This is a genomic window from Vibrio sp. 1751 (assembly GCF_033339895.1).
GTDB classification, from domain to species: domain Bacteria; phylum Pseudomonadota; class Gammaproteobacteria; order Enterobacterales; family Vibrionaceae; genus Vibrio; species Vibrio alginolyticus.
In genome coordinates this window covers 25,405-45,591 of sequence record NZ_JAWOVM010000014.1, presented here as the reverse complement: position 1 = coordinate 45,591, position 20,187 = coordinate 25,405, and the positions used below count along the sequence as shown (strand labels likewise).

At 45.4% G+C, this 20,187-nt stretch carries 18 protein-coding genes; 12 read left to right on the top strand and 6 right to left on the bottom strand.

Annotated elements, in window-relative coordinates; translation table 11 throughout:
- The first annotated feature begins 116 nt into the window (after window positions 1–116).
- The 7 genes from uhpA (at window position 117) to R7041_RS07580 (ending at window position 9,842) form a co-directional block, all read left to right on the top strand.
- The gene (gene uhpA / locus R7041_RS07610) at window positions 117–725 is read left to right on the top strand and encodes a transcriptional regulator UhpA (protein WP_065275325.1); all 609 of its coding nucleotides are present in this window, start codon (window positions 117–119) and stop codon (window positions 723–725) included.
- Entirely contained in the window at window positions 725–2,227 is a 1,503-nt protein-coding gene (gene uhpB / locus R7041_RS07605; protein ID WP_206949014.1) for a signal transduction histidine-protein kinase/phosphatase UhpB, read from the top strand. Before uhpA ends, uhpB begins: the two co-directional genes overlap by 1 nt.
- 6 nt (window positions 2,228–2,233) lie before the next feature.
- The gene (locus tag R7041_RS07600; RefSeq protein WP_206949015.1) at window positions 2,234–3,574 is read left to right on the top strand and encodes an MFS transporter; all 1,341 of its coding nucleotides are present in this window, start codon (window positions 2,234–2,236) and stop codon (window positions 3,572–3,574) included.
- 124 nt (window positions 3,575–3,698) lie between these two features.
- Window positions 3,699–4,916, top strand: coding sequence for a mannose-6-phosphate isomerase, class I (gene manA, locus R7041_RS07595; RefSeq protein ID WP_176311570.1), 1,218 nt, complete (start codon window positions 3,699–3,701; stop codon window positions 4,914–4,916).
- 352 nt (window positions 4,917–5,268) lie between these two features.
- A complete protein-coding gene (locus tag R7041_RS07590; RefSeq protein WP_149192249.1) occupies window positions 5,269–6,531 on the top strand; it encodes a hydroxymethylglutaryl-CoA reductase in 1,263 nt (420 codons plus the stop codon).
- A gap of 407 nt (window positions 6,532–6,938) precedes the next feature.
- Entirely contained in the window at window positions 6,939–8,507 is a 1,569-nt protein-coding gene (locus tag R7041_RS07585; protein WP_206949016.1) for a DUF1800 family protein, read from the top strand.
- 9 nt (window positions 8,508–8,516) lie between these two features.
- Complete coding sequence (locus tag R7041_RS07580) at window positions 8,517–9,842, top strand: DUF1501 domain-containing protein (RefSeq protein WP_206949017.1); 1,326 nt, start codon at window positions 8,517–8,519, stop codon at window positions 9,840–9,842.
- An 85-nt stretch (window positions 9,843–9,927) separates the two neighbouring features.
- Here the strand turns inward: R7041_RS07580 and R7041_RS07575 are convergent, their stop codons facing one another.
- The gene (locus R7041_RS07575; RefSeq protein WP_005387993.1) at window positions 9,928–11,022 is read right to left on the bottom strand and encodes a ketoacyl-ACP synthase III; all 1,095 of its coding nucleotides are present in this window, start codon (window positions 11,020–11,022) and stop codon (window positions 9,928–9,930) included.
- Between the two features lie 162 nt (window positions 11,023–11,184).
- Between R7041_RS07575 and trxC the strand changes: the two genes are divergently transcribed.
- A complete protein-coding gene (gene trxC, locus R7041_RS07570; protein ID WP_005376074.1) occupies window positions 11,185–11,619 on the top strand; it encodes a thioredoxin TrxC in 435 nt (144 codons plus the stop codon).
- A 176-nt stretch (window positions 11,620–11,795) separates the two neighbouring features.
- A complete protein-coding gene (locus tag R7041_RS07565; RefSeq protein WP_206949018.1) occupies window positions 11,796–12,956 on the top strand; it encodes an MFS transporter in 1,161 nt (386 codons plus the stop codon).
- Between the two features lie 49 nt (window positions 12,957–13,005).
- Here the strand turns inward: R7041_RS07565 and R7041_RS07560 are convergent, their stop codons facing one another.
- Together R7041_RS07560 and R7041_RS07555 are read right to left on the bottom strand one after the other, a co-directional pair.
- Window positions 13,006–13,395: a nitrous oxide-stimulated promoter family protein gene (locus R7041_RS07560; protein WP_005387988.1), complete on the bottom strand. Its 390-nt coding sequence runs from the start codon at window positions 13,393–13,395 to the stop codon at window positions 13,006–13,008.
- 14 nt (window positions 13,396–13,409) lie between these two features.
- The gene (locus tag R7041_RS07555) at window positions 13,410–13,919 is read right to left on the bottom strand and encodes a GNAT family N-acetyltransferase (protein ID WP_054579612.1); all 510 of its coding nucleotides are present in this window, start codon (window positions 13,917–13,919) and stop codon (window positions 13,410–13,412) included.
- Window positions 13,920–14,055: 136 nt separating this feature from the next.
- On the opposite strand from R7041_RS07555, the gene R7041_RS07550 reads away from it, so the two are divergent.
- The gene (locus R7041_RS07550) at window positions 14,056–14,247 is read left to right on the top strand and encodes a DUF2986 domain-containing protein (RefSeq protein ID WP_005376066.1); all 192 of its coding nucleotides are present in this window, start codon (window positions 14,056–14,058) and stop codon (window positions 14,245–14,247) included.
- A gap of 49 nt (window positions 14,248–14,296) precedes the next feature.
- On the opposite strand, the gene R7041_RS07545 is transcribed toward R7041_RS07550, so the two are convergent.
- Entirely contained in the window at window positions 14,297–16,468 is a 2,172-nt protein-coding gene (locus R7041_RS07545; RefSeq protein WP_005376064.1) for a TonB-dependent receptor, read from the bottom strand.
- Between the two features lie 89 nt (window positions 16,469–16,557).
- Window positions 16,558–17,295 (bottom strand): siderophore ferric iron reductase, encoded by a 738-nt coding sequence (locus tag R7041_RS07540; protein ID WP_042520969.1) that lies wholly within the window; start codon window positions 17,293–17,295, stop codon window positions 16,558–16,560.
- Between the two features lie 419 nt (window positions 17,296–17,714).
- Here R7041_RS07540 and R7041_RS07535 point away from each other — a divergent pair, with 419 nt between their 5' ends.
- The gene (locus R7041_RS07535) at window positions 17,715–19,046 is read left to right on the top strand and encodes an anaerobic C4-dicarboxylate transporter (RefSeq protein ID WP_104976072.1); all 1,332 of its coding nucleotides are present in this window, start codon (window positions 17,715–17,717) and stop codon (window positions 19,044–19,046) included.
- Window positions 19,047–19,132: 86 nt separating this feature from the next.
- Here the strand turns inward: R7041_RS07535 and R7041_RS07530 are convergent, their stop codons facing one another.
- Window positions 19,133–19,621, bottom strand: a complete 489-nt coding sequence (locus tag R7041_RS07530; RefSeq protein ID WP_005387978.1) for an NYN domain-containing protein — start codon at window positions 19,619–19,621, stop codon at window positions 19,133–19,135.
- A 119-nt stretch (window positions 19,622–19,740) separates the two neighbouring features.
- On the opposite strand from R7041_RS07530, the gene R7041_RS07525 reads away from it, so the two are divergent.
- The gene (locus R7041_RS07525) at window positions 19,741–20,181 is read left to right on the top strand and encodes a DUF4174 domain-containing protein (protein WP_017820187.1); all 441 of its coding nucleotides are present in this window, start codon (window positions 19,741–19,743) and stop codon (window positions 20,179–20,181) included.
- Window positions 20,182–20,187: the final 6 nt, after the last annotated feature.

Sequence of the window (20,187 nt, the reverse complement as noted above, 5' to 3'; positions counted from 1 at the left end):
GTAAAGCGCGCAAGATCATTAAAAAGCATGGCTCAATTCAGTATCATTAAAGATTTTTCTATTGGCTCCTGTTGGAGCTTATTGTTGTTAGTCGTCTGCTCTATTTGGTTGTAATAATGATTCATGTTGCTCTAGTTGATGATCACGTCATCGTGCGTTCAGGTTTCGCACAATTATTAAATTTAGAAAGTGATATTACCGTTGTTGGTGAATTCGGCTCTGTCGCCGAAGCGCGAAAAGGCTTGCCTGCGGTACACCCTCATGTCGTCATCCTAGATATCTCCATGCCAGATGAAAGCGGCTTAAACTTTCTCAGCGAAATACCAACTGGCATTGCCTGCGTGATGCTTAGCGTGCATGACTCCCCTGCGATGGTGGAAAAATCACTAAAGCTAGGTGCAAAAGGCTATCTTAGTAAACGCTGTAGCCCAGACGAACTTATTCAAGCCGTGAGAACCAGTGCTTCTGGCGGCTGTTACCTCACATCAGATATTGCACTTAAACTTGCAACGCCTAGAGACAACACCACCTCTCTATGCCAACTGACAAAACGTGAAAACGAGGTATGTCAGCTACTTGCCACTGGGTTGGATGTAAAGTCTGTCGCGGCAGAGCTTGGCTTGAGCCACAAGACTGTGCATGTTCATCGTGCGAATGCCATCGACAAACTCGGCGTGAAAAACAACGTTGAGCTCGCCAAACTATTTTCTCAAGAGTCCTTTTAATGCGAGCTTATGCTGTTACCACCATTTGCGGACTTTTTGTTATGGCTTGCGCCTGGTTTTGCTTGTGGGTGATTGCCTATTACTTTGTCAATGATCCCGAGTTGGCGATCTTATTGTTTCCTTTCGCTTTACGATTAGGTGTCGCCCTTCACACTCGTACCGCTTATTGGCCGACGATTTACCTTTCGGAGTGGGGACTTTCCATCGCACTTGCGATGTTACTGGGTCAACCGCAGTGGCTTACCGTGCTGATTGCGAGCATTGCCAGTATCCCGGTCACACTGATTGCGAAAAAATACTACTACGGTGACCAAAACCGCCACTTAGCCGTAATGGGCGTTGTGATCATCATTACCGCCTTCATCAACGTAATGGCGGTCGGCTTTCACGTGCCTTCTGTTTACATGGTGTGGTTAGCCAGTATTTCTGGTGGGCTGATGCTGGTTCCTATGTGCTACCTGTTGTGGAGCTATTTGTTCCAAAGTCGTTGGTCTCCGCTTAGCTCTCTCCTACTTAGTAATGCCGTTGTATTTCAGGTGCGTCATATCGTGCTTTATGCGCTGCTTTTGATCGGCAGTATTTTGGTGCAAACCAGTTTACCTGAAGAGCTAAAACGATTTGCGCCATTTTGTATGGCTATCCCAATTATCGTGTTGGCACTTCGTTACGGCTGGCAAGGAGCCCTGCTCGCCACCATGCTCAACAGCATTGCGCTGATTGCGGCTCGCAGCGGCGTATCAAATCTAGAAATCACCGATTTGTTATTATCTCTCTCGGCGCAAACCATCACCGGCATTATGCTCGGCTTAGGGGTTCAGAAACAAAAAGACCTCAATCACAAACTGCGCGGCGAACTTGCACGCAATCAGAATTTGTCTCGCCAGCTTATCAAAGCGGAAGAATCGGTAAGACGCGATATTGCGCGCGAGCTACATGACGAAATTGGACAGAACATCACGGCGATCCGCACACAAGCCAACATCATTAAGCGGGTAAATAACACAGAAACAAGCGTGGGTTGCGCCGACATGATCGAAGGGCTTTCCCTCAACGTGTACGACACCACTAAGCGACTGTTAAGCAAGCTAAGACCAAAAATGCTGGATGATTTGGACTTGAAAGAATCCGTCGAGCAACTGACGCGAGAGATGGAATTTGCCAATCACGGAACGACTGTTCAACTGAACTGGCAAGGCGATTACACCAACTTGAGTGACACGCTCAAAGTCACCCTATTCCGTTTATGCCAAGAGTCATTGAATAACGCCGCCAAATATGCAGAAGCGCAGTTGATCACTATTGAACTGACGATCGGAGAAGCGGCGGTGTCATTGATGATTCACGATGATGGTGTCGGCTTCAAAGTTCAGGACAGCATGAAAGGCATGGGCGTTCGCGGCATGCAAGAGCGTGTGCACGCGTTAGGTGGAAAAATGGTTATCTACTCCACCAGCGATCAAGTGATCGGCACACAAATCAGCATTACTTTACCTAAGGTGTAACTCAAGATGTTTGGATTTTTACGTTCACCTAAATTTACTCAACCGAGTCTGAGCAACGAGCAAATCGACCAGCGTTACCGCCATTGGCGTTTGCACATTATGTTGGGGATGTACATCGGCTACGCAGGTTTCTACTTTACTCGTAAGACCTTTAACTACGCCGCACCAGCGATGATTACCGATCTTGGCTTAGATAAGGGCGATTTGGGCCTTATCGGTACGCTTTTCTACATTACTTACGGCTGCTCGAAGTTTATTTCCGGTACGATTTCAGATCGCTCTAACCCTCGTTATTTCATGGGATTAGGATTGATTGCGACAGGTCTGGTCAATATCGCGTTCGGTTTTTCTAGCTCACTCGCGGCTTTCATTACTCTGTGGATCTTAAACGCGTGGTTCCAAGGCTGGGGCTGGCCTTCATGCTCCAAGCTGTTAACCACTTGGTATTCACGCTCCGAGCGTGGCTTCTTATGGGCGATTTGGAACACCGCACACAACGTTGGTGGCGCTCTGATCCCTATTTTGGTGGGCTATTTAACGTTGCACTACAGCTGGCGTGAAGGCTTTATTCTACCCGGCATCATCGGGGTATTACTCGGTCTATTCGTTTGTTGGCGATTGCGCGACAAACCCACAACAATGGGCTTACCAAGTGTCGGACAATGGCGCAACGACGCACTAGAACTTGCGCAAGAAAATTACGGACGTGGCCTCACCTACCGAGAAATTCTGAAATCGTACGTATTTAACAACAAATACATCTGGCTACTCGCGTTCAGTTACGTGTTGGTTTACATCGTCCGAACCGCAATCAATGACTGGGGAAACCTGTACTTGACCGAGCAGCATCACTATAGCCTGATTAATGCCAACGCTGCTCTGTCGATGTTTGAAATTGGCGGTTTTGTTGGTTCATTGGTTGCGGGTTGGGGCTCAGACAAACTCTTTGACGGTAACCGTGGACCAATGAACTTGCTGTTCGCGATTGGGATTTTCTTATCTGTCTCTGCGCTTTGGCTAATGCCTCTGACCAACTTTGCATTCCAAGCAGCGGGATTGTTCTCCATCGGCTTCTTTGTCTTTGGACCACAAATGCTGATCGGTATGGCGGCGGCGGAGTGCTCTCACAAAGACTCTGCCGGCGCGGCAACAGGATTCGTGGGCTTGTTCGCCTACATGGGCGCAGCATTGTCTGGTTATCCACTGGCGTTAATTCTTGAAGAATATCATTGGACGGGTTTCTTCATCACCATTTCAGTTTGTGCAGCCGTCATTGGCCTTTTGTTGCTGCCATTTTTGCAAGCGCAACCATCACGAAAACCACTCGAACCAAAACCTCGGTTGTAAATCGACTTATCGCCCTTCGGGCAAATTGGCGAGTGACCTAACCGCGCTCGCCCACCTTATTTAACGTATCTCTGCTCAATTTTTCTTCCGATTCAGTTCGGAGGGTTAACTATGGGAAAAATTCATGAATTTGAACACTATTTCATCGCATAGCTTCTTTCAAATGAACAACAAAATCCAAAACTACGCTTGGGGAAGCACCTCTTCTATTCACGATTTGTTTGGCTTTTCTAACGAAACGAATGAGCCTCAAGCAGAAGTATGGATGGGTACTCACCCAAACGGCTGCTCTGAAGTTCAGATTGAGCAGAACACGCTGCCTTTGTCTGAACTGATCAAACAAAACCAACCCGCTTACTTATCAGCAGAAACCGCAGCGAAATTTGGCGACCTGCCCTTTCTGTTTAAGATCTTAGCGGCCGAACATGCACTGTCGATTCAAGTTCACCCAAGCAAACAAGATGCCGAAATAGGCTTCGAAAAAGAACAAAGTGCCGGGATCCCACTAAACGCAAGCCATCGTAACTACAAGGATCCAAACCACAAACCAGAGTTGGTGTACGCGCTGACAAGTTACCAAGCCATGAACGGTTTTCGCTCGTATGCCGAGATTATTGAGGCATTTAGCCTTTGCGATATCGATGAGCTACGCGCGCCTCTTGACACATTCAAACGCGAAATCAACTCACAAGGTTTACGCGATTTCTTTGTGCACATTCTTACCATGGAAGGAGAAACAAAAGAGCGAGCACTGAAACAGCTTCTTGCCCACGCTTCACGTCAATCGGAACAAGGCACTGACAGCGACGTTTACCAGCTCATCTTGGATCTATCCACTCAATACCCTGGCGATGTCGGCTTGTTTTCGCCATTACTGTTGAATGTCATCACGCTGCAACCTGGCGAAGCGATGTTCCTGAGCGCAAGAACGCCACACGCTTACATTAAAGGTACGGGATTAGAGATCATGGCGAACTCAGATAACGTTTTGCGTGCAGGACTCACGCCGAAACATATGGATGTTGAAGAACTGGTTAAATGCACAGATTTTGTGCCTAAGCCGTTTAACAGCCTTGTTCTTAAACCCAATGCCAATGGTTGCCAAAGCCTTTATCCGGTCCCAGTGGCAGACTTTAGTTTCAGCATTCTTAACCAACCGAACAATGAAGTGGTTGATGCCAATAGCGCAGAGATTTTGATGGCGATTGATGCCGACCTGACACTCATCAGTGATAACGGTGAGACGTTAACCGCCGCGAAGGGACAATCTGTATTTGTTCCTGCTTACGTTGGCCATTACCGTATTCAAAGTGCGGGACGTGTGGCTCGCGCCTTCAACTAGTTTTTGAACAACCGATTCAAACTAACGTCTGACCCAAGGGACTGGGTTAGACAATTTATTCCTTTCATAGATTGAACCATTCCGCTTTTAAGGCGCTCATGCTTACACCTTGCCGAATCCAAACACCTACAGGCCAGTTTCTCTAAAAGCCATAACCTCCCGGATCTGCCATTTACTGCAACATTCATTGTCAAAACCCATTTATGTCCGGTAAATTCGTCGCTCCAATATCAAATCACTTGGATAATAAAGGCGCTTGCATAGTGGTATTTGTTGCAAAACGTATAATCAACGTTGTAATCAAAGCCTCAATCACTACAATCTCTGGTTCGATTTTTCAGTTAACGTTTGTATGCCGAAGTTAAACCAAGATAACCCTGTTCAAAGCTCCGCCCTTTCCGATATCGAAACCAGCAGTAAGATTCAATCGGCATTAGAACCGAAGTTTCACAAGCCAGAGAAACGTCTCTGCTTAAGCCCTGGCCTATCGGATAAGCATTTGGCGCGCCGTTGGCAAGTATTGGAACACGTGACCAATAAAGATCATCTCCTTGATCCTTTCACGCAGTCACATTGCGATGCTTACTCCAACAACATCGAGCACTTCATTGGTACTGTTAATGTGCCGGTCGGCATTGCAGGCCCTTTGCGCGTCAACGGCTTGTATGCGAACGATGACTTTTTGGTTCCGCTCGCAACGACAGAAGCCGCGTTAGTCGCTTCCTACAACCGTGGCGCAAATCTTATCACCGCCGCTGGTGGCGCGAGCGCATTGTTGCTGAGTGAAGGGGTGAGCCGAACGCCAGTGTTCGCCTTTAATAACCTTGCCGACGCTGGCCAGTTCGTCAGTTGGGTTGTGACCCAGTTTGACGCATTTCGTCAAATAGCGGAATCCACCACCTCACATGGCAAACTCAAAGACATCAATGTAAATATCGAAGGAAACCATGTTTATTTGGTCTTTGAATACGTGACTGGTGACGCTTCCGGACAAAACATGGTGACCATCGCAACAAACGAAGTGTTCCATCATATTTTGGCGACCAGCCCAATCAAACCAACTCAAGCATTCTTGGATGGCAACTTATCAGGCGACAAAAAACCAAACGCACACACACTGCGCTCGGTACGCGGTAAGAAAGTATCCGCCGAAGTGACCATTCCTGCTGAGTTGGTGGAAAAATATCTGCATACGACGCCGGAGTCTATGGTTCAATTTGGCAAAATGACCACAGTGGGCGGTTTACTCAGCGGGACAATTGGCGTCAACGCGCATTACGCAAACGCGCTTGCCGCGCTGTACATTGCTTGTGGTCAAGATGCCGCTTGCGTTGCAGAGTCTGCCATTGGAATCACTCGTATGGATGTGGACGCTCAAGGCAACTTGTACGCGTGCGTGACCTTGCCAAACATCATGGTGGGGACGGTTGGTGGTGGTACTGGCCTTCCAACACAAAAAGCATGTTTGGATATTTTGGGTTTGCACGGCAACGGCAAAGCGAAAGCGTTAGCCGAAGTCGCAGCTGCGCTTTGTCTGGCTGGCGAACTCTCGATTGTTGGCGCATTTTGTGCCGATCACTTTTCTCGTGCTCACCATAAGCTTGCCCGAAAATAACCTTTGTTGCTTTGTACAAGAGAACATCCGTGTGGTTTTCTCTTGTGCAAACCAATGGACTTTATTTATTGGCTCAATAATTTCTTGAAACTAACTTAAGCCTTAACAAACATACCAATCTCTTGTTAACAGTACTTTAGCTGTCCCCCTTCTATATCCATTACGATATCTCTTCTTATTACTCTTCACTGGCCATATTTAATATCAGTATCTTAGAAAAAATAGCATCAAAAACTTCTAGCACTATAGTACCAAATTCACCGTTTGAGTTTTTTGTTCACCACTTATAGCTACTATACTCGCCTATGCAGCTGCTTGATTTTCATAAATTTACTAAACAGCTCAAAAGAGCTTAATAACTCCCGTTAAATGGACTTAAATCGTTACTTCGGGTAAGCGAGTTAACTATGAGACGTCAGAAGCTAAATAAAATCTCTGCTTGGGTACTAGGATTGGCTATCTTATTGCTGAGCCATGTGCCTAATGTATCAGCACAAATACAGCAATCCCCATCCGATCAAACCGTTGCGCGTTTTCTCTATCAAACCTCTTTTGGACCAACTCCTGCGTTAATTAATGAGGTTAGGGAAAACGGGTTAGAGGACTGGATACAGGAACAAATCAACCTGCCAGCAACCTACCATCAACCACTTTATCAAACGCCTTTTTCTAAAGGCCTACAGTCAAACCGCGAAAATGCTTGGTATCAAATTGTTGTTACTGCTGAAGATCAGCTCAGACAGCGAATGGCTTATGCATTGAGTCAGATCGTAGTCGTTTCTCGTTATGGCGGCGTTCTTTCCAGCAAACCTACAGGGTTAGTGAATTACTACGATCTGTTGGTTGAACATGCGTTTGGCAACTACCGAGACCTGTTGTATGACGTTTCCATCCATCCAGTCATGGGGAGCTATTTATCTATGCTCGGTAGTGCAAAAGAAAATAGTGCGACAGGAACGCTTCCCGATGAGAACTTTGCTCGAGAGTTAATGCAGCTATTCACTATCGGTTTGTATGAACTCAATTTAGATGGCAGTAAAAAACTAAACCACGCAACAGGCAAACCTATCCCCACGTACAATCAAACTGATATTCAAGAGCTCGCGCGAGCATTAACTGGATGGAAAAATTCCGACATCGCATTCGTGAAACCGATGCGAGTTATCAGTCAGCGACACGACACCGGCGAGAAGCGATTTCTAGGGAACGTGATCCCATCGGGTCTAACCGCACAAGAAGAGCTTTCAAAAGTGATTGATATGTTGATGTCTCACCCAAATGTTGCTCCATTTGTTTCAAAATTACTTATCCAACGTTTGGTCAGTTCAAATCCAAGCCCAGAGTACGTCGCGCGTGTTGCTACGATATTTAACAACAATGGGGAAGGAGAAAAAGGCGATCTAACCGCCGTTGTTCGAGCCATATTGCTCGATCCTGAAGCATTAGGGATGACGGATACACCGCCTATAAAAGTGAAAGAACCGATACTGGTCCTGACTAATTTTCATCGAGCATCAGGTTTTACGGTTAAAGGATCACGTTACGAAGACGCAACAACGATGATGAACATCGCTAATCAAGGGCCGCTTCGTTCTCCTTCCGTGTTTAATTTTTACTCTCCAGACTATCAGCCGTCTAACGAGTTTACGGAGTCTGGTATTAACTCTCCAGAGTATGAACTTCTCAATTGGTCTGTTTATACCGATTTGGTCAACTATATGTTAACCAGCACTCGTAGAGGAGGTGGTGATTCCTACCACTTCGATCTTAACGAGTTTTATCTTCTTCTGGACGATCACCGTGCCTTAGTCGAATTGGTTAACGAGCGTTTCTTTGCTGGAACGGCTTCTGCTGAATTGAAAGAGCTCATGCTCACCGCCCTGAATGATTATCGTGGGGACTATGTGCCAACAACAAAACTCGCTCTAGTGATATTTACCGCCATTTCTGGCGACGAATTCTATATTCAGGATTAGGAGTGAATTATGGATATTTCACGACGACATTTTATACAAAGCACGCTATCGATGGGCGCACTAGCCTCTCTTAGTCTGCCAGGTTACTCTCTCGCAGCGCCATCCAATGACTTTCGAGCATTAATATGTGTGTATTTAGCAGGCGGAAACGATGCATTCAACACCATACTGCCATTATCGGAGGCGCACTATCGTCAATATTCCAAAGTCAGAGGGCCACTCTCTGTCGCCAAAGAAGACATACTCCCTATCAATTTGAGTGCTGTCGATAGCTCAAATCACCCAGTGAAGCTCGGCTTACACCCAAAGTTAAATGCGTTAACTTCCGTTTTCGAACAAGGCGATGCCAGCATCGTGCTCAATAGTGGCATTCTCAACCATCCCGTCACCAAACAAGCTATTGAGCAAGGTGAAGCATCACTTCCCGAGCAACTGTTTTCTCATAATTCTCAAACAGACGCTTGGTTACTTGGTGGAATGAGCGAGTCTAAAAATCTTGGTTGGGCTGGCAGAATGTTGGATGTATTAAACTCTGAATCAGAAATAACACCGCTATACAGTGTGCATGGCAACTCGCTTTGGTTACGGGCAATGAAACACCGCCAAACCGTCCTGAAAAAAGATCGCGCAGTTCAGCTTACCGCGATTGATAACCCGCTATACAAGGGGATCTATGATCGCCTTCTCTCTCATCAAACTGACAATCCATTTAATGGTCATTTTAATTTGATGGTTGATGAGTCGATGGTAATGAGTAGTGTACTGAGCGAGCAACTCAACCACATTGCTGACGAGCCGTTGTTTACGTCATCGACGCTCGGCAAGCAGATGCAAACCGTGTACAAATTGATAGCAAGCCAAGATGTCCTGAAGCAGCAACGACAAGTCTTTTTCGTTAAACACTCTGGGTATGACCTGCACGATTCGCAATTGGCACGTCATCCAGTGTTACTTGAGGATCTCGCGACAAACCTTTTAGCAATGTATCGTGCGGTCGAACGGTTAGGGCTAAACAAGCAAGTCACCTCTTTCACTATGTCTGACTTCGGTCGACGGATGATGAGCAACGGAAATGGTACCGATCATGGCTGGGGTGGCCATCAACTATTAATTGGAGGCGCGGTAAATGGGAAACAACCTATCGGTACATGGCCGGAACTAATACTGGGCGGAAACGATGATTACTCTCAAGGCCGACTCATACCCAAAATTGCCGCTGATCAAGTTGGTTCAACACTAGCACAGTGGATGGGCGTGAGTGATAACGCTGCACTGGAATACGTCTTCCCGAACATCCGTAATTTTACTCATTCAAACCTGGGTTTTATGTCGTAAGATATTTTACAGGTAGCTGTAGAACACATCATCAAATAAGGGAGCCTCGCGCTCCCTTACTCATCTTATGTTTGCAAAGTGTCCGTTACACCTCGTCGCGACGGCGTTCGTTACACAGCTTAATGGCACGCTCAAGTAATTCTAGCGCGGATTGCTCACATTCAGGCAGAACCGCATCACTTTCACCAATTGGCGTTACGCGGTCACCCCATTTCAATACTGCCGCACCCCATGTCAAACCTGCACCAAATGCAGCAAGAAGCATATTATCACCTGGGTTAACTCGACCTTGCTCTACCGCTTCACACAATGCAATTGGCACCGTCGCAGCTGAAGTATTGCCATAGTTTTGAATGTTAACAAACGCTTTGTCGTGTGGAATTCCAGACAGGTCACACAAGGTTTGAATAATACGAATATTCGCTTGATGCGGAATCACAACATCGATTTGTTCCGTCGTTAACTGTGATGCTTTCAGTACGGTTTTCGCAGCTAGCCCCATGCCTTTTACTGCACGTTTGAAAATTTCTTGTCCTACAAAGTTGAAATCCCAGTAACCGTTGTCTTCCGCAAAGCGATCCATACAAGTACCAAACTTTGGTACGGACAGAATATCGCGGCCTTTTGCGTCACAACCGATTTGAGACTGTAGTAAACCCGTTTCTTTTTCCGTTCTTGATAACACAACGGCGCCCGCACCATCACCAAATAGAACAGCGGTATCTCGCATTGCCCAATCGATGTAGAAAGACAATCTTTCCGCACCAATAATGATCGCGTTACGATAGTTACCTGATTGAATCAAACGTGTGCCCGTTTCTAGGCCATAGACAAATCCCGTACATGCGGCATTTAAGTCAAAGGCAGCGGCTGCACGAATACCTAGGTTCTGCTGTACCTTAGACGCGATATTTGGAATCAATGAATCTGGTGAACAAGTCGCCACAATGATTAAATCCACGTCTGTTGCATCGACGCCTGCTCGAGCTAATGCATGTTTAGCAGCAACGGTCGCCATGTCTGACGTGTTTACATGACTAATACGGCGGTTTTCGATACCAGTGCGGGTACGAATCCACTCATCGGAAGTATCGAGGAAAGTGCTAAGATCATCGTTAGAGAGCACGGCTGGCGGAACACATTTCCCCCAACCTGTAATTTCAGCGTAGTAATTTGTCATCGCAGACCTATTTATTGTTGTATTTTAATAAAATTTCTTAGAACCTTAGGCTCAAATACAAACCTGCGCTGCGTTATTTCGGCAGGTTAAAAAATAAGTATACAAATAATGAGGCTGACTGGTAAGTCATGTTTTCATCAATACGTAATAAAGGAAGAAGTCATGTCATCGTTTAAAACTCGCTGCCCTTCGTGCGGCGGTCTAAATCGTGTCCCTAATGAGCGCGTTGCCGAATCTGCAACTTGCGGTAAATGTAAAAGTGCACTTTTAGACGGCTCGCCTATCGAAGGTACACAAGATAACTTTTCTGCTCTATTACAAAGTGATATGCCTGTTGTAGTAGATTTTTGGGCCCCATGGTGCAACCCGTGCGTTGGTTTTGCTCCTGTTTTCTCTGATGTTGCTCATGAGCAAGCCGGAACGGCTCGTTTTGTTAAGATTGATACCGAAGCTCAACAACAACTTGCGGCGCAATTTGGTATTCGCAGCATTCCTACCATTATGGTTTTCAAAAATGGTCAACGTGTTGATATGATCAATGGTGCGTTACCTAAAACTCAATTTGATCAATGGTTAAATCAAGCACTTACTAAATAATCTTCCACGCCAACCTTGTTTGTAGGTTGGCGTTTTTATGCAACTTATCAACCTATCTAGTTAATAAATATTATTTGTCGAAACGACTTAAATTTATCATTTTACTTGCCTAACTATTAGCCTCATATTCGCGCCGAATAACCCTTAGATTTCATTTAACTTATAGGCGCAAAACAGTGGAAAACACAGTCGTTCCTGCAGCATCACCACGAGTTACAGTTCCAGTCGTCGCACTGTCTCTTTATGCGGTGGCTTCGGGCTATTTAATGAGCTTGATCCCTCTCATGCTCGGTGAATACAACATCTCAGCAGATTACGCGAGTTGGTTGGCGAGTGTGTTTTATGGCGGCTTATTAACCGGTGCTATTTTTATTGAACGTATCGTACGTCAAGTTGGTCACCGTAACGCGTTTATTGGTTGCTTGGCCGTATTTTCGCTAACTATCGTCACACTACCCGTGTTTGCTAACGGATTGATGTGGCTTGCTGCTCGCTTTATTGCGGGTATCGCGGTTGCTGGTGTTTTTGTCATTGTTGAGTCTTGGCTAATGTCTGGAGACGAAGCATCGCGTGCGAAACGTTTGAGCTTGTACATGCTATCGCTTTATGGTGGTTCAGCATTAGGCCAGTTTGGTATTGGCGTGCTTGGCGTAAGTGGCGGCGTTCCGTTTATTGCGATCACGACGTTGATCCTAATGGCTATGCTGGTGTTAATGTTCATTGATTGTGAGCAGCCAAACAGCCATGAATCAACCGCTTTATCATTTAAGCAAATTGCCAAACTAAACCATGCAGCAATTATTGGTTGTGTTGTTTCAGGTTTGACCTTAGGCGCGATCTACGGATTAATGCCAGTTGAGTTAACTAACCGTAAAATTAGCCATCAAGACATTGGTACATTGATGGCGCTAGTGATTCTAGGTGGCATGCTAGTTCAACCAATGGTGACCGCGTTAAACAAATACATGAGCCGCACAGTGCTAATGGCGTTTTTCTGTATTTTGGGTATTTTTTCGATCGGTATGACCTTTATTTCCTCGTCAGCCGTGGTATTGGCTGCTGCATTATTCTTTTTAGGTGCAGCTACTTTTGCCTTGTACCCGATTGCAATCAACTTAGGTTGCGAAGGACTTGATGAACGCTTTATTGTCTCTGCGACACAAGTCATGCTGTTTAGCTACAGCATCGGCTCTGTTGCTGGCCCAGTTGTCGCTGATAAATTCATGGGCCAAGAACACGGCTTACTAGGCTACTTGTTTGCCGCTTTGGTTGCGACTGGCATATACATGCTACTTGCTGCGAGCAAAACCAAGCAGCGTATGGCCGCTGGCCTCTAATCACGCCGCTTCTACTCAACGAAAACGAGGGCATGTCGCCCTCGTTTTTTTATTCTTCGCATTTTTGTTTAGATAAACGCTTGTGACGGTTTGACGCGTTCGCTGCAGGCTTTTCCGGTACCATGCGCTTTTCATGAAGCAAATGACGAACCGCCAAGATTGGATGTTTCAGTAACATTCTGGGGCCAGAGTAACGCATGACCAAACGCATTTGTTCTTTCGGCTCTGGTTTGTAGCAGTGAATCGGACATTTATTACACGTCGGTTTATTCTCTCCATAAGGACAGCGGTCGAGGCGCACTTCTGCGTATTCAAGCAGCTCACGACATTCTGAGCATAAGTCACGTTTTGTTCCATGATGGTCATGACAGTAAACCTCTACCATGGCTTTTACTGTCTTAAATTCAGTGGCGAGTTTGCCAAGTAAAATATCGCTCATGCGCTATCCAAAAATCACAACATCATTGTGTAAAGTTCTAACGTGCGGCCATTATCATATTGCTGCTCAACTCGTTCAAACTCAAAGCCCAGTTTTTTGAGCAAACTTATACTACGAATATTGTCATTATTGGTGATGGCAACCAAATTATCGAGTTTCATTTCCTCTCTAGCGTATTCCAGCACTGCGGTTGCAGACTCCGTTCCGTAGCCGAAGCCATAAGCGGAAGGTAAAAATCCATATCCGAGATCATAGTATTGTAATGTGTCACGTTTAACCAACCCACAAATCCCGATGGGTTGCCCATCTTCTTTCTTCTCTACAACGAGTAAACTCACGCCTTTAATTTGTTGCATGCGTAGCATGTTTTCTTTTATGTAACGCGCCGCTTCATATTCGGTACGAATTTGTTTGTCTCCGACAAAACGGTAGAAGTCTGGGTGGTTATAAAGTTCTAGTATAAATGGTGCATCATCTACACTCACAAGACGCAGTATCAAACGTTCGGTGTACAGTGTTTTCATTTGGGCTCCATTAAAACGCGATAGATGATTGGACATAGGAACGTACTTGAATTTTGCGACCGATACCGGCGCTTATTTAGTTGTAACTTGATAAAAAAGTAACTATCCTGCCTCGCTAAATTAAAGGACCACCACCATGAACCGCAAGAAGAAAATCAATCAGATCTTGAAAGCGAAGCAGAAGAAGCATAACGCTAAGCTACATAAGAGCAATAAGCCGCGTTATATCTCCAAAGCTGAACGCGCGAAAATGGAAGCTGAAGAACAAAACCAAGCTTCAGAACACACGGAAAACGTTGTAGACACAGCGCAGACAGATCAAGCCTAAAAGAAAAGCCGCTTTCAGCGGCTTTTTTGATATTCGGAGAGAGTTAGCTTTAGTATTCGACACTGTAGTTCAGTGTGAATGTGCGACCTCTTCCTTTGTAGTCGTACGCTGCTGCATCGTAGTGTGCTGCATAAAGAATCTGCGCACGTTGTCCCCAAGCGGTTGTGTAGTCTTCGTCAAATAGGTTTTGAATACCAAAACCTAACTGCCCGATAGGTAGTGTTACGTTACCAAGAAGATCAAACGTAGTGTATCCATCTAGTTTATTGTTTGCGTCATCTTCGTAATCAAACATCGTCTGGCTTTGTAAACGTACTGAATAGCCATCCTGATAGTAAGCCGCCCACGCGTTCGCTTTTGATGTACTTGCTTTACCCGCGCTTAGATCTTCCCACTTACCGTTGGTTTTCAGCTCAGAAACCACATAGTGACCTGATGCACCTAACAAAATATCACGGTTTACCCAGTAGTTAATGTTTGCTTCGGCACCGTATACACGTTGCTCGTCATCAACATTGGTGATTAGGAGCGTCTTCTTGTCATACTTGATTGAGTTATCCGACACCGAGTAGTAACCCGCCGCTTGCAGTGCGACAGTATCGGTATCTAATCGGTAACCGATTTCATAGCTGTCCGTTTTGATGCCCGACATTTTTGAGTCAGATACGTTAATGCTATTGTTCAACGCGTAGTGACCATTTGCATCCGCGGCATCGTAGCTACCTTGGCCGTAGTACTTTGCAGGATCAGCGAGTTCGAAACCTTGAGAGAAGTTCGCCCAAAGCTGAGATTCATCGTTAAGCTGATAAATGGTGCCCAAATTAAATAAGCTCACAGAGTAGTCAGTGCTGCCACCTGGTACCGCATCCGCTGATACACCATTACCCGATGCGATCTTCTTTTGTATACTATAGGCAACAAAATCATCAATCTTATTGTCCATGTATTGGTAGCGGTAGCCTGCTTGTACTGACCAATCTTGATTGATTTGGTAATCCCCTTGGACAAACATTGCGTAAGACGCCACATCAACATCTGGGTAACGCCCCACTTCGGCATAGGTTCGATTAATTAAGTTCCCAGAGCTGTTCGCAATGGTTGGATCGAACAGAGCCTGGTTACTTTCAAAACGGTCTAAGTACGCATCGACACCATAAACAAGTTTGAATGACTCCCAGCTTTTAGCTAACGCTAAGCGCCCAGCAAAAACTTCTGTTTTTTGTTGAGAGGCACTTTGGTAATAAGGAGTAAAGGTTTGGTCTTCACTACGGTAAGATAACTCGCCTATCAGTTGATGACCGAATACGCTGTCGTGAGCGTAGTTCGCACTTAAGAGAACTCGCTCTGTACCATGTTCACGGTCGGAATCGAACCCCTCTCGTACATCAACAAATTTATTGTTAACAATGTACAAACCGTATGGCGAATCTTGCTGGCTGTCATAGTATTGTGCGACAAGGTTTAACTTGCTGGCATCGGAGATTTGAATCTCGGTCGATCCCATAACATCGAGCGTTGAATTATACTGCAAGGAGCCCTGTGAAATGTCTGGGGTGACAATGTCGCCATTTGCGTCAAATGCACCTTGTGTCTCGGTGTACACAACCGAACCTCTAGCGGTAATTCGCTCATTACCACCCGAGATAGACTGAGCGAGTTTGTAATCAAAGTCATCGCTGCTATTAAAGCCTGTAGTGCCACTCACGTAGGATTCAAACGACAAGTCATCCGAGTACGCTTTCTTGGTGATAATGTTAATAACACCACCAGTAGCGCCTGCACCATAAATGGAGGTTGCACCAGATAGTACTTCAATTCGCTCGATGTTGAATGGGTCTATTGCGTCTAACTGACGACTAATCGGGCGAGAAGACTGTAACGAGACACCATCAATCATTACCAACATTGCTCTACCGCGAAGGTTCTGACCATAATTAGTTCGACCACCGGTGCCGACGTCTAAAGAAGGGATGGTTGCAGAAAGAATATCACCCAGTGTCTTGCCCGCACGATATTGCTGAGCAATCTCTTCTTGGCCAACAAACCAAACCGTTCCTGGAATATCGGAGATCGATTTCGGCATCACACTGCCTACGACAACCAATTGCTCATCGCTCGGAGTCGATGTTTGTTGAAGATCTTCTGCTGCTATTGAGCTAACTGCGTATCCACTGCTCATCGCAAGTACGATGAGATTGAAAGAAAACGTCCTTTTCATCATTGTATTTATCTTTTTGTTGTCAACAAGAGCATGCAATGATACTTATTCTCACTCTCAAATCGAGCACTGTTACACAAGTTAAATAAATGTTAATTAAGAACCTTCTTGCTCATAAGCTGTCGATTTTCCTCTAAACGAGGACAATCTGCACAAAGCTTTCTGCCTTCACACTTATAGACTAAACAACAACTTTTTCTTACTAACTTTAGCGGCTGATCAGATTCCGTCTCATGAAGTGAGCGGCTATTATCAACATCCAAACCCATTGCGCTTAGCCACAAGACCGCATGCTCCTGAAGTGTCGAGTTAGTCATTTGCGGAAAGCGCTGTTGGAGACGAATTAAACAAGCCATGATTCCGTCCGACATCAATTGATGGGTGAAGCCAGGACGAATGCGTGTCCATTGACTCATCTCTTGTTGATAGAAGTCGAACAGTTCTCGGATTTGACGCCCCGCCTCTTTTATCAACGCTTCTGGCTCGCCATGTATATGCGCTTCGTCTGCGAATCGGTACCCAGAAACAAAACAAGGTTTGAGGTGCTGCGCTATCTCGCGAATGTTTGGCAACGTGTGGTAACCGTAAATAGAGATGAATGCGACATAAACTGGCTGCCAACAAAGTAAATCCCACGTTCTTGTCAACCAATATGCTTTTCCCGCTTCCGGATGAGCCTCCGAGATTTGCTGGTAAAGGCCTTGGATGATCGGGTTGATATCATTCTCGATATGGATAGCTTCTTGCCCTATCTCGCCGATATCACCGTGTAGGTAAGGTGTAATCTCACTCGAAGTTTGAAACAGTTGCGGGAAAAATTGCTCAGACATGATGGCTTATTGTTGGTGTAGTCATTCTGACACCTTTATACCCAAGCACCAATCGCAATGCAAACTATTATCCTTTGCGTTTTCATAACAAAGAAGCACTCTTAGGGTTAGTTATGAATGTATTTCCGAGTTCTGTGAAGCTGTAAGGTCTGGTTACGTATGCGATGAATAACAACAAACTCTTAAACCTCTTCGCATTTAACGCTCAGATGATCGCAAAAATACACAGCATAAAAACACCCTGATAAAACTGTGTTAACAGTTTCCCTGTGTAGCGTGAGTTATTGCCAATAATTGAATATTGCTGTTTCTTATCCAGCGGATTGTGAACAACATGAAGTATTTTCTTTCTGAATATCGAGACAATACAAAGAGGTAATTTGGCTATGTAGCCCTCTGTTTTGAATAAGGAAATCCACATGTTGTATCTTGAGTTTCTATTTTTGCTCGTGATGCTGTATATCGGCTCACGTTATGGTGGTATAGGCCTTGGGGTCGTATCCGGAATTGGCTTGGTGATTGAAGTCTTCATCTTTAAGATGCCGCCAACCTCTCCTCCTGTCACCGTTATGTTGATCATTTTAGCGGTGGTAACATGTGCTTCCATTCTTGAAGCCGCTGGCGGTTTGAAATACATGCTGCAAGTTGCCGAGCGTGTGCTTCGTAAGAACCCAAAACGCGTCACCCTTATTGCTCCGTTCGTGACTTACTTTATGACCTTCCTACTTGGTACAGGTCACGCGGTTTACTCTATCATGCCAATCATTGGCGACGTTGCACTTAAAAATGGCATTCGTCCAGAGCGTCCTATGGCTGCCGCTTCTGTCGCGTCTCAAATCGCAATCACAGCCTCGCCAATTTCAGCAGCAGTGGTTTACTACTTGGCGCAACTCTCCGACATTCAACACGAGATCACTCTGCTCTCAATTCTGCTCGTTACTGTACCTGCAACGCTATTCGGTACGTTGTTGATGTCACTTTACAGCCTAAAGCGTGGTAAAGAGCTAGACGACGATGAAGAATACCAAGAGCGTTTGAAAGATCCAGTGTGGAGAGAAAAAATCCTCAACACAACTGCAACGTCACTTGATGAAGTACTACCAACAAGTGCTCGTAACTCTGTATTGCTGTTCATTGCATCGATCTTGGTTATCGTCATTATCGCGATGTGGCCAGACATTCGTACCATCGTAGATGGCTCGAAGCCAATCAGCATGGCAGTTGTGATTCAAATGATGATGCTCTGCTTCGGCGGTATCATTTTGCTTGCGACCAAAACTGACCCGCGTGACGTACCAAATGGGGTGGTATTTAAATCTGGTATGGTGGCGGCGATTGCTATCTTCGGTATTGCATGGATGTCAGATACCTACTTTCAGTACGCTATGCCTCAATTTAAATCTGGCATCGTAGAGATGGTAACCAACTATCCTTGGACATTCGCGCTTGCGTTATTCATTGTGTCGGTTGTGGTGAACTCTCAAGCTGCAACGGCTCGCATGATGCTGCCTGTTGGTCTCGGCTTAGGTTTGGAACCTGCGCTGCTTATCGGCTTGATGCCAGCGGTATACGGCTACTTCTTTATTCCAAACTACCCTTCAGATATCGCGACTGTGAACTTCGATACCTCGGGCACAACTAAGATTGGTAAGTGGTACTTCAACCACTCATTCATGTCTGTGGGCTTAATCGGCGTGATTGGTGCGTGTTGCTTGGGTTACTTGCTAGGGCAAATGATCATTCCTTCGTAACTAGCCAAATCAAGGATAAATTAGAGGCGAGTCATTGTACGTTTCGTACAGCCTGAGTGACTCGCCTTTCTTTATTGCACTATTCACTACAGCAAGAAATCGTCATCAATCGCGACAAAATTGTCGGCACAATCAATCAGAGTTTGAGATGTAAGTTTAGGTACACCATAAACGGTCACCGTTTTATTGAAGCGCTGCTGAATTCTCTCTACTAGCAGACTAAAGTCTCCATCTCCCGAAACTAGAATCACTTCCTCAACTTCGGGAGCAATTTCAATTGCATCGAGAGTAATACCCACATCCCAATCGCCTTTCGAGCTGCCATCACGACGCTGGATGTAGGGTTTAAGCATCACCTCAAATCCAACACCACGAAGAATATGGTGGAACTGACGTTGCTTGGGATCATTGCTCGCGATGGCATAAGCACGAGCACTTACCACCTCTTTCCCTTGTGTGGCAACATACCAAAACTGGTTGTAATCAAAATTGCTTCGATACGCTTCGCGACAGGTGTAATACACATTCTGTACATCAACCAAAATGGCGATTTTTTGTTTGCTTTCCGAACTCATCTATTTCTACGCTCAATTTATTTGCTGCCTACCCTATGCCAGTTTTGGAAAAAGCACAATGAGCCAATTCCACTAAACTTAACGTATAAAAAGTTATTTGGGTTTCTAGGGGAACTGTCATGGGCGGAAAGTTACTAGTGATACTGCTTTCTTGTATCTTGTCATCGACAGCATTTGGTTATCCAGCGCACTCCAAATACTGGCCACATAGAAGTGTGCTCTACTTTGCGCCGGAAAATGATGAATACGTCAAACAATTCTTGCTAGAAACACTTATGAATGAGTGTGAGTTGGAAGACAGAGATGTCGTCACACTGGTCATTACAGAACAAGGTTATACTTTTCCTGCTTGGCTTAAAGAAGAGTTCGACCTAAAAATGCTAGCTCGTCTTTATGCGGTCGAAAAAGGTTCTCATACTGCTATTTTGCTTGGTAAAGATGGTCTAGAAAAGCACCGTTGGGGCGCAGAAACAGACTGGCCGTTTATCAACAACCTCATTGATCAAATGCCTATGCGTAAGCAAGAAATGCAGAGGCAACAAAGCCCCTGTAAAATATAGTCACTT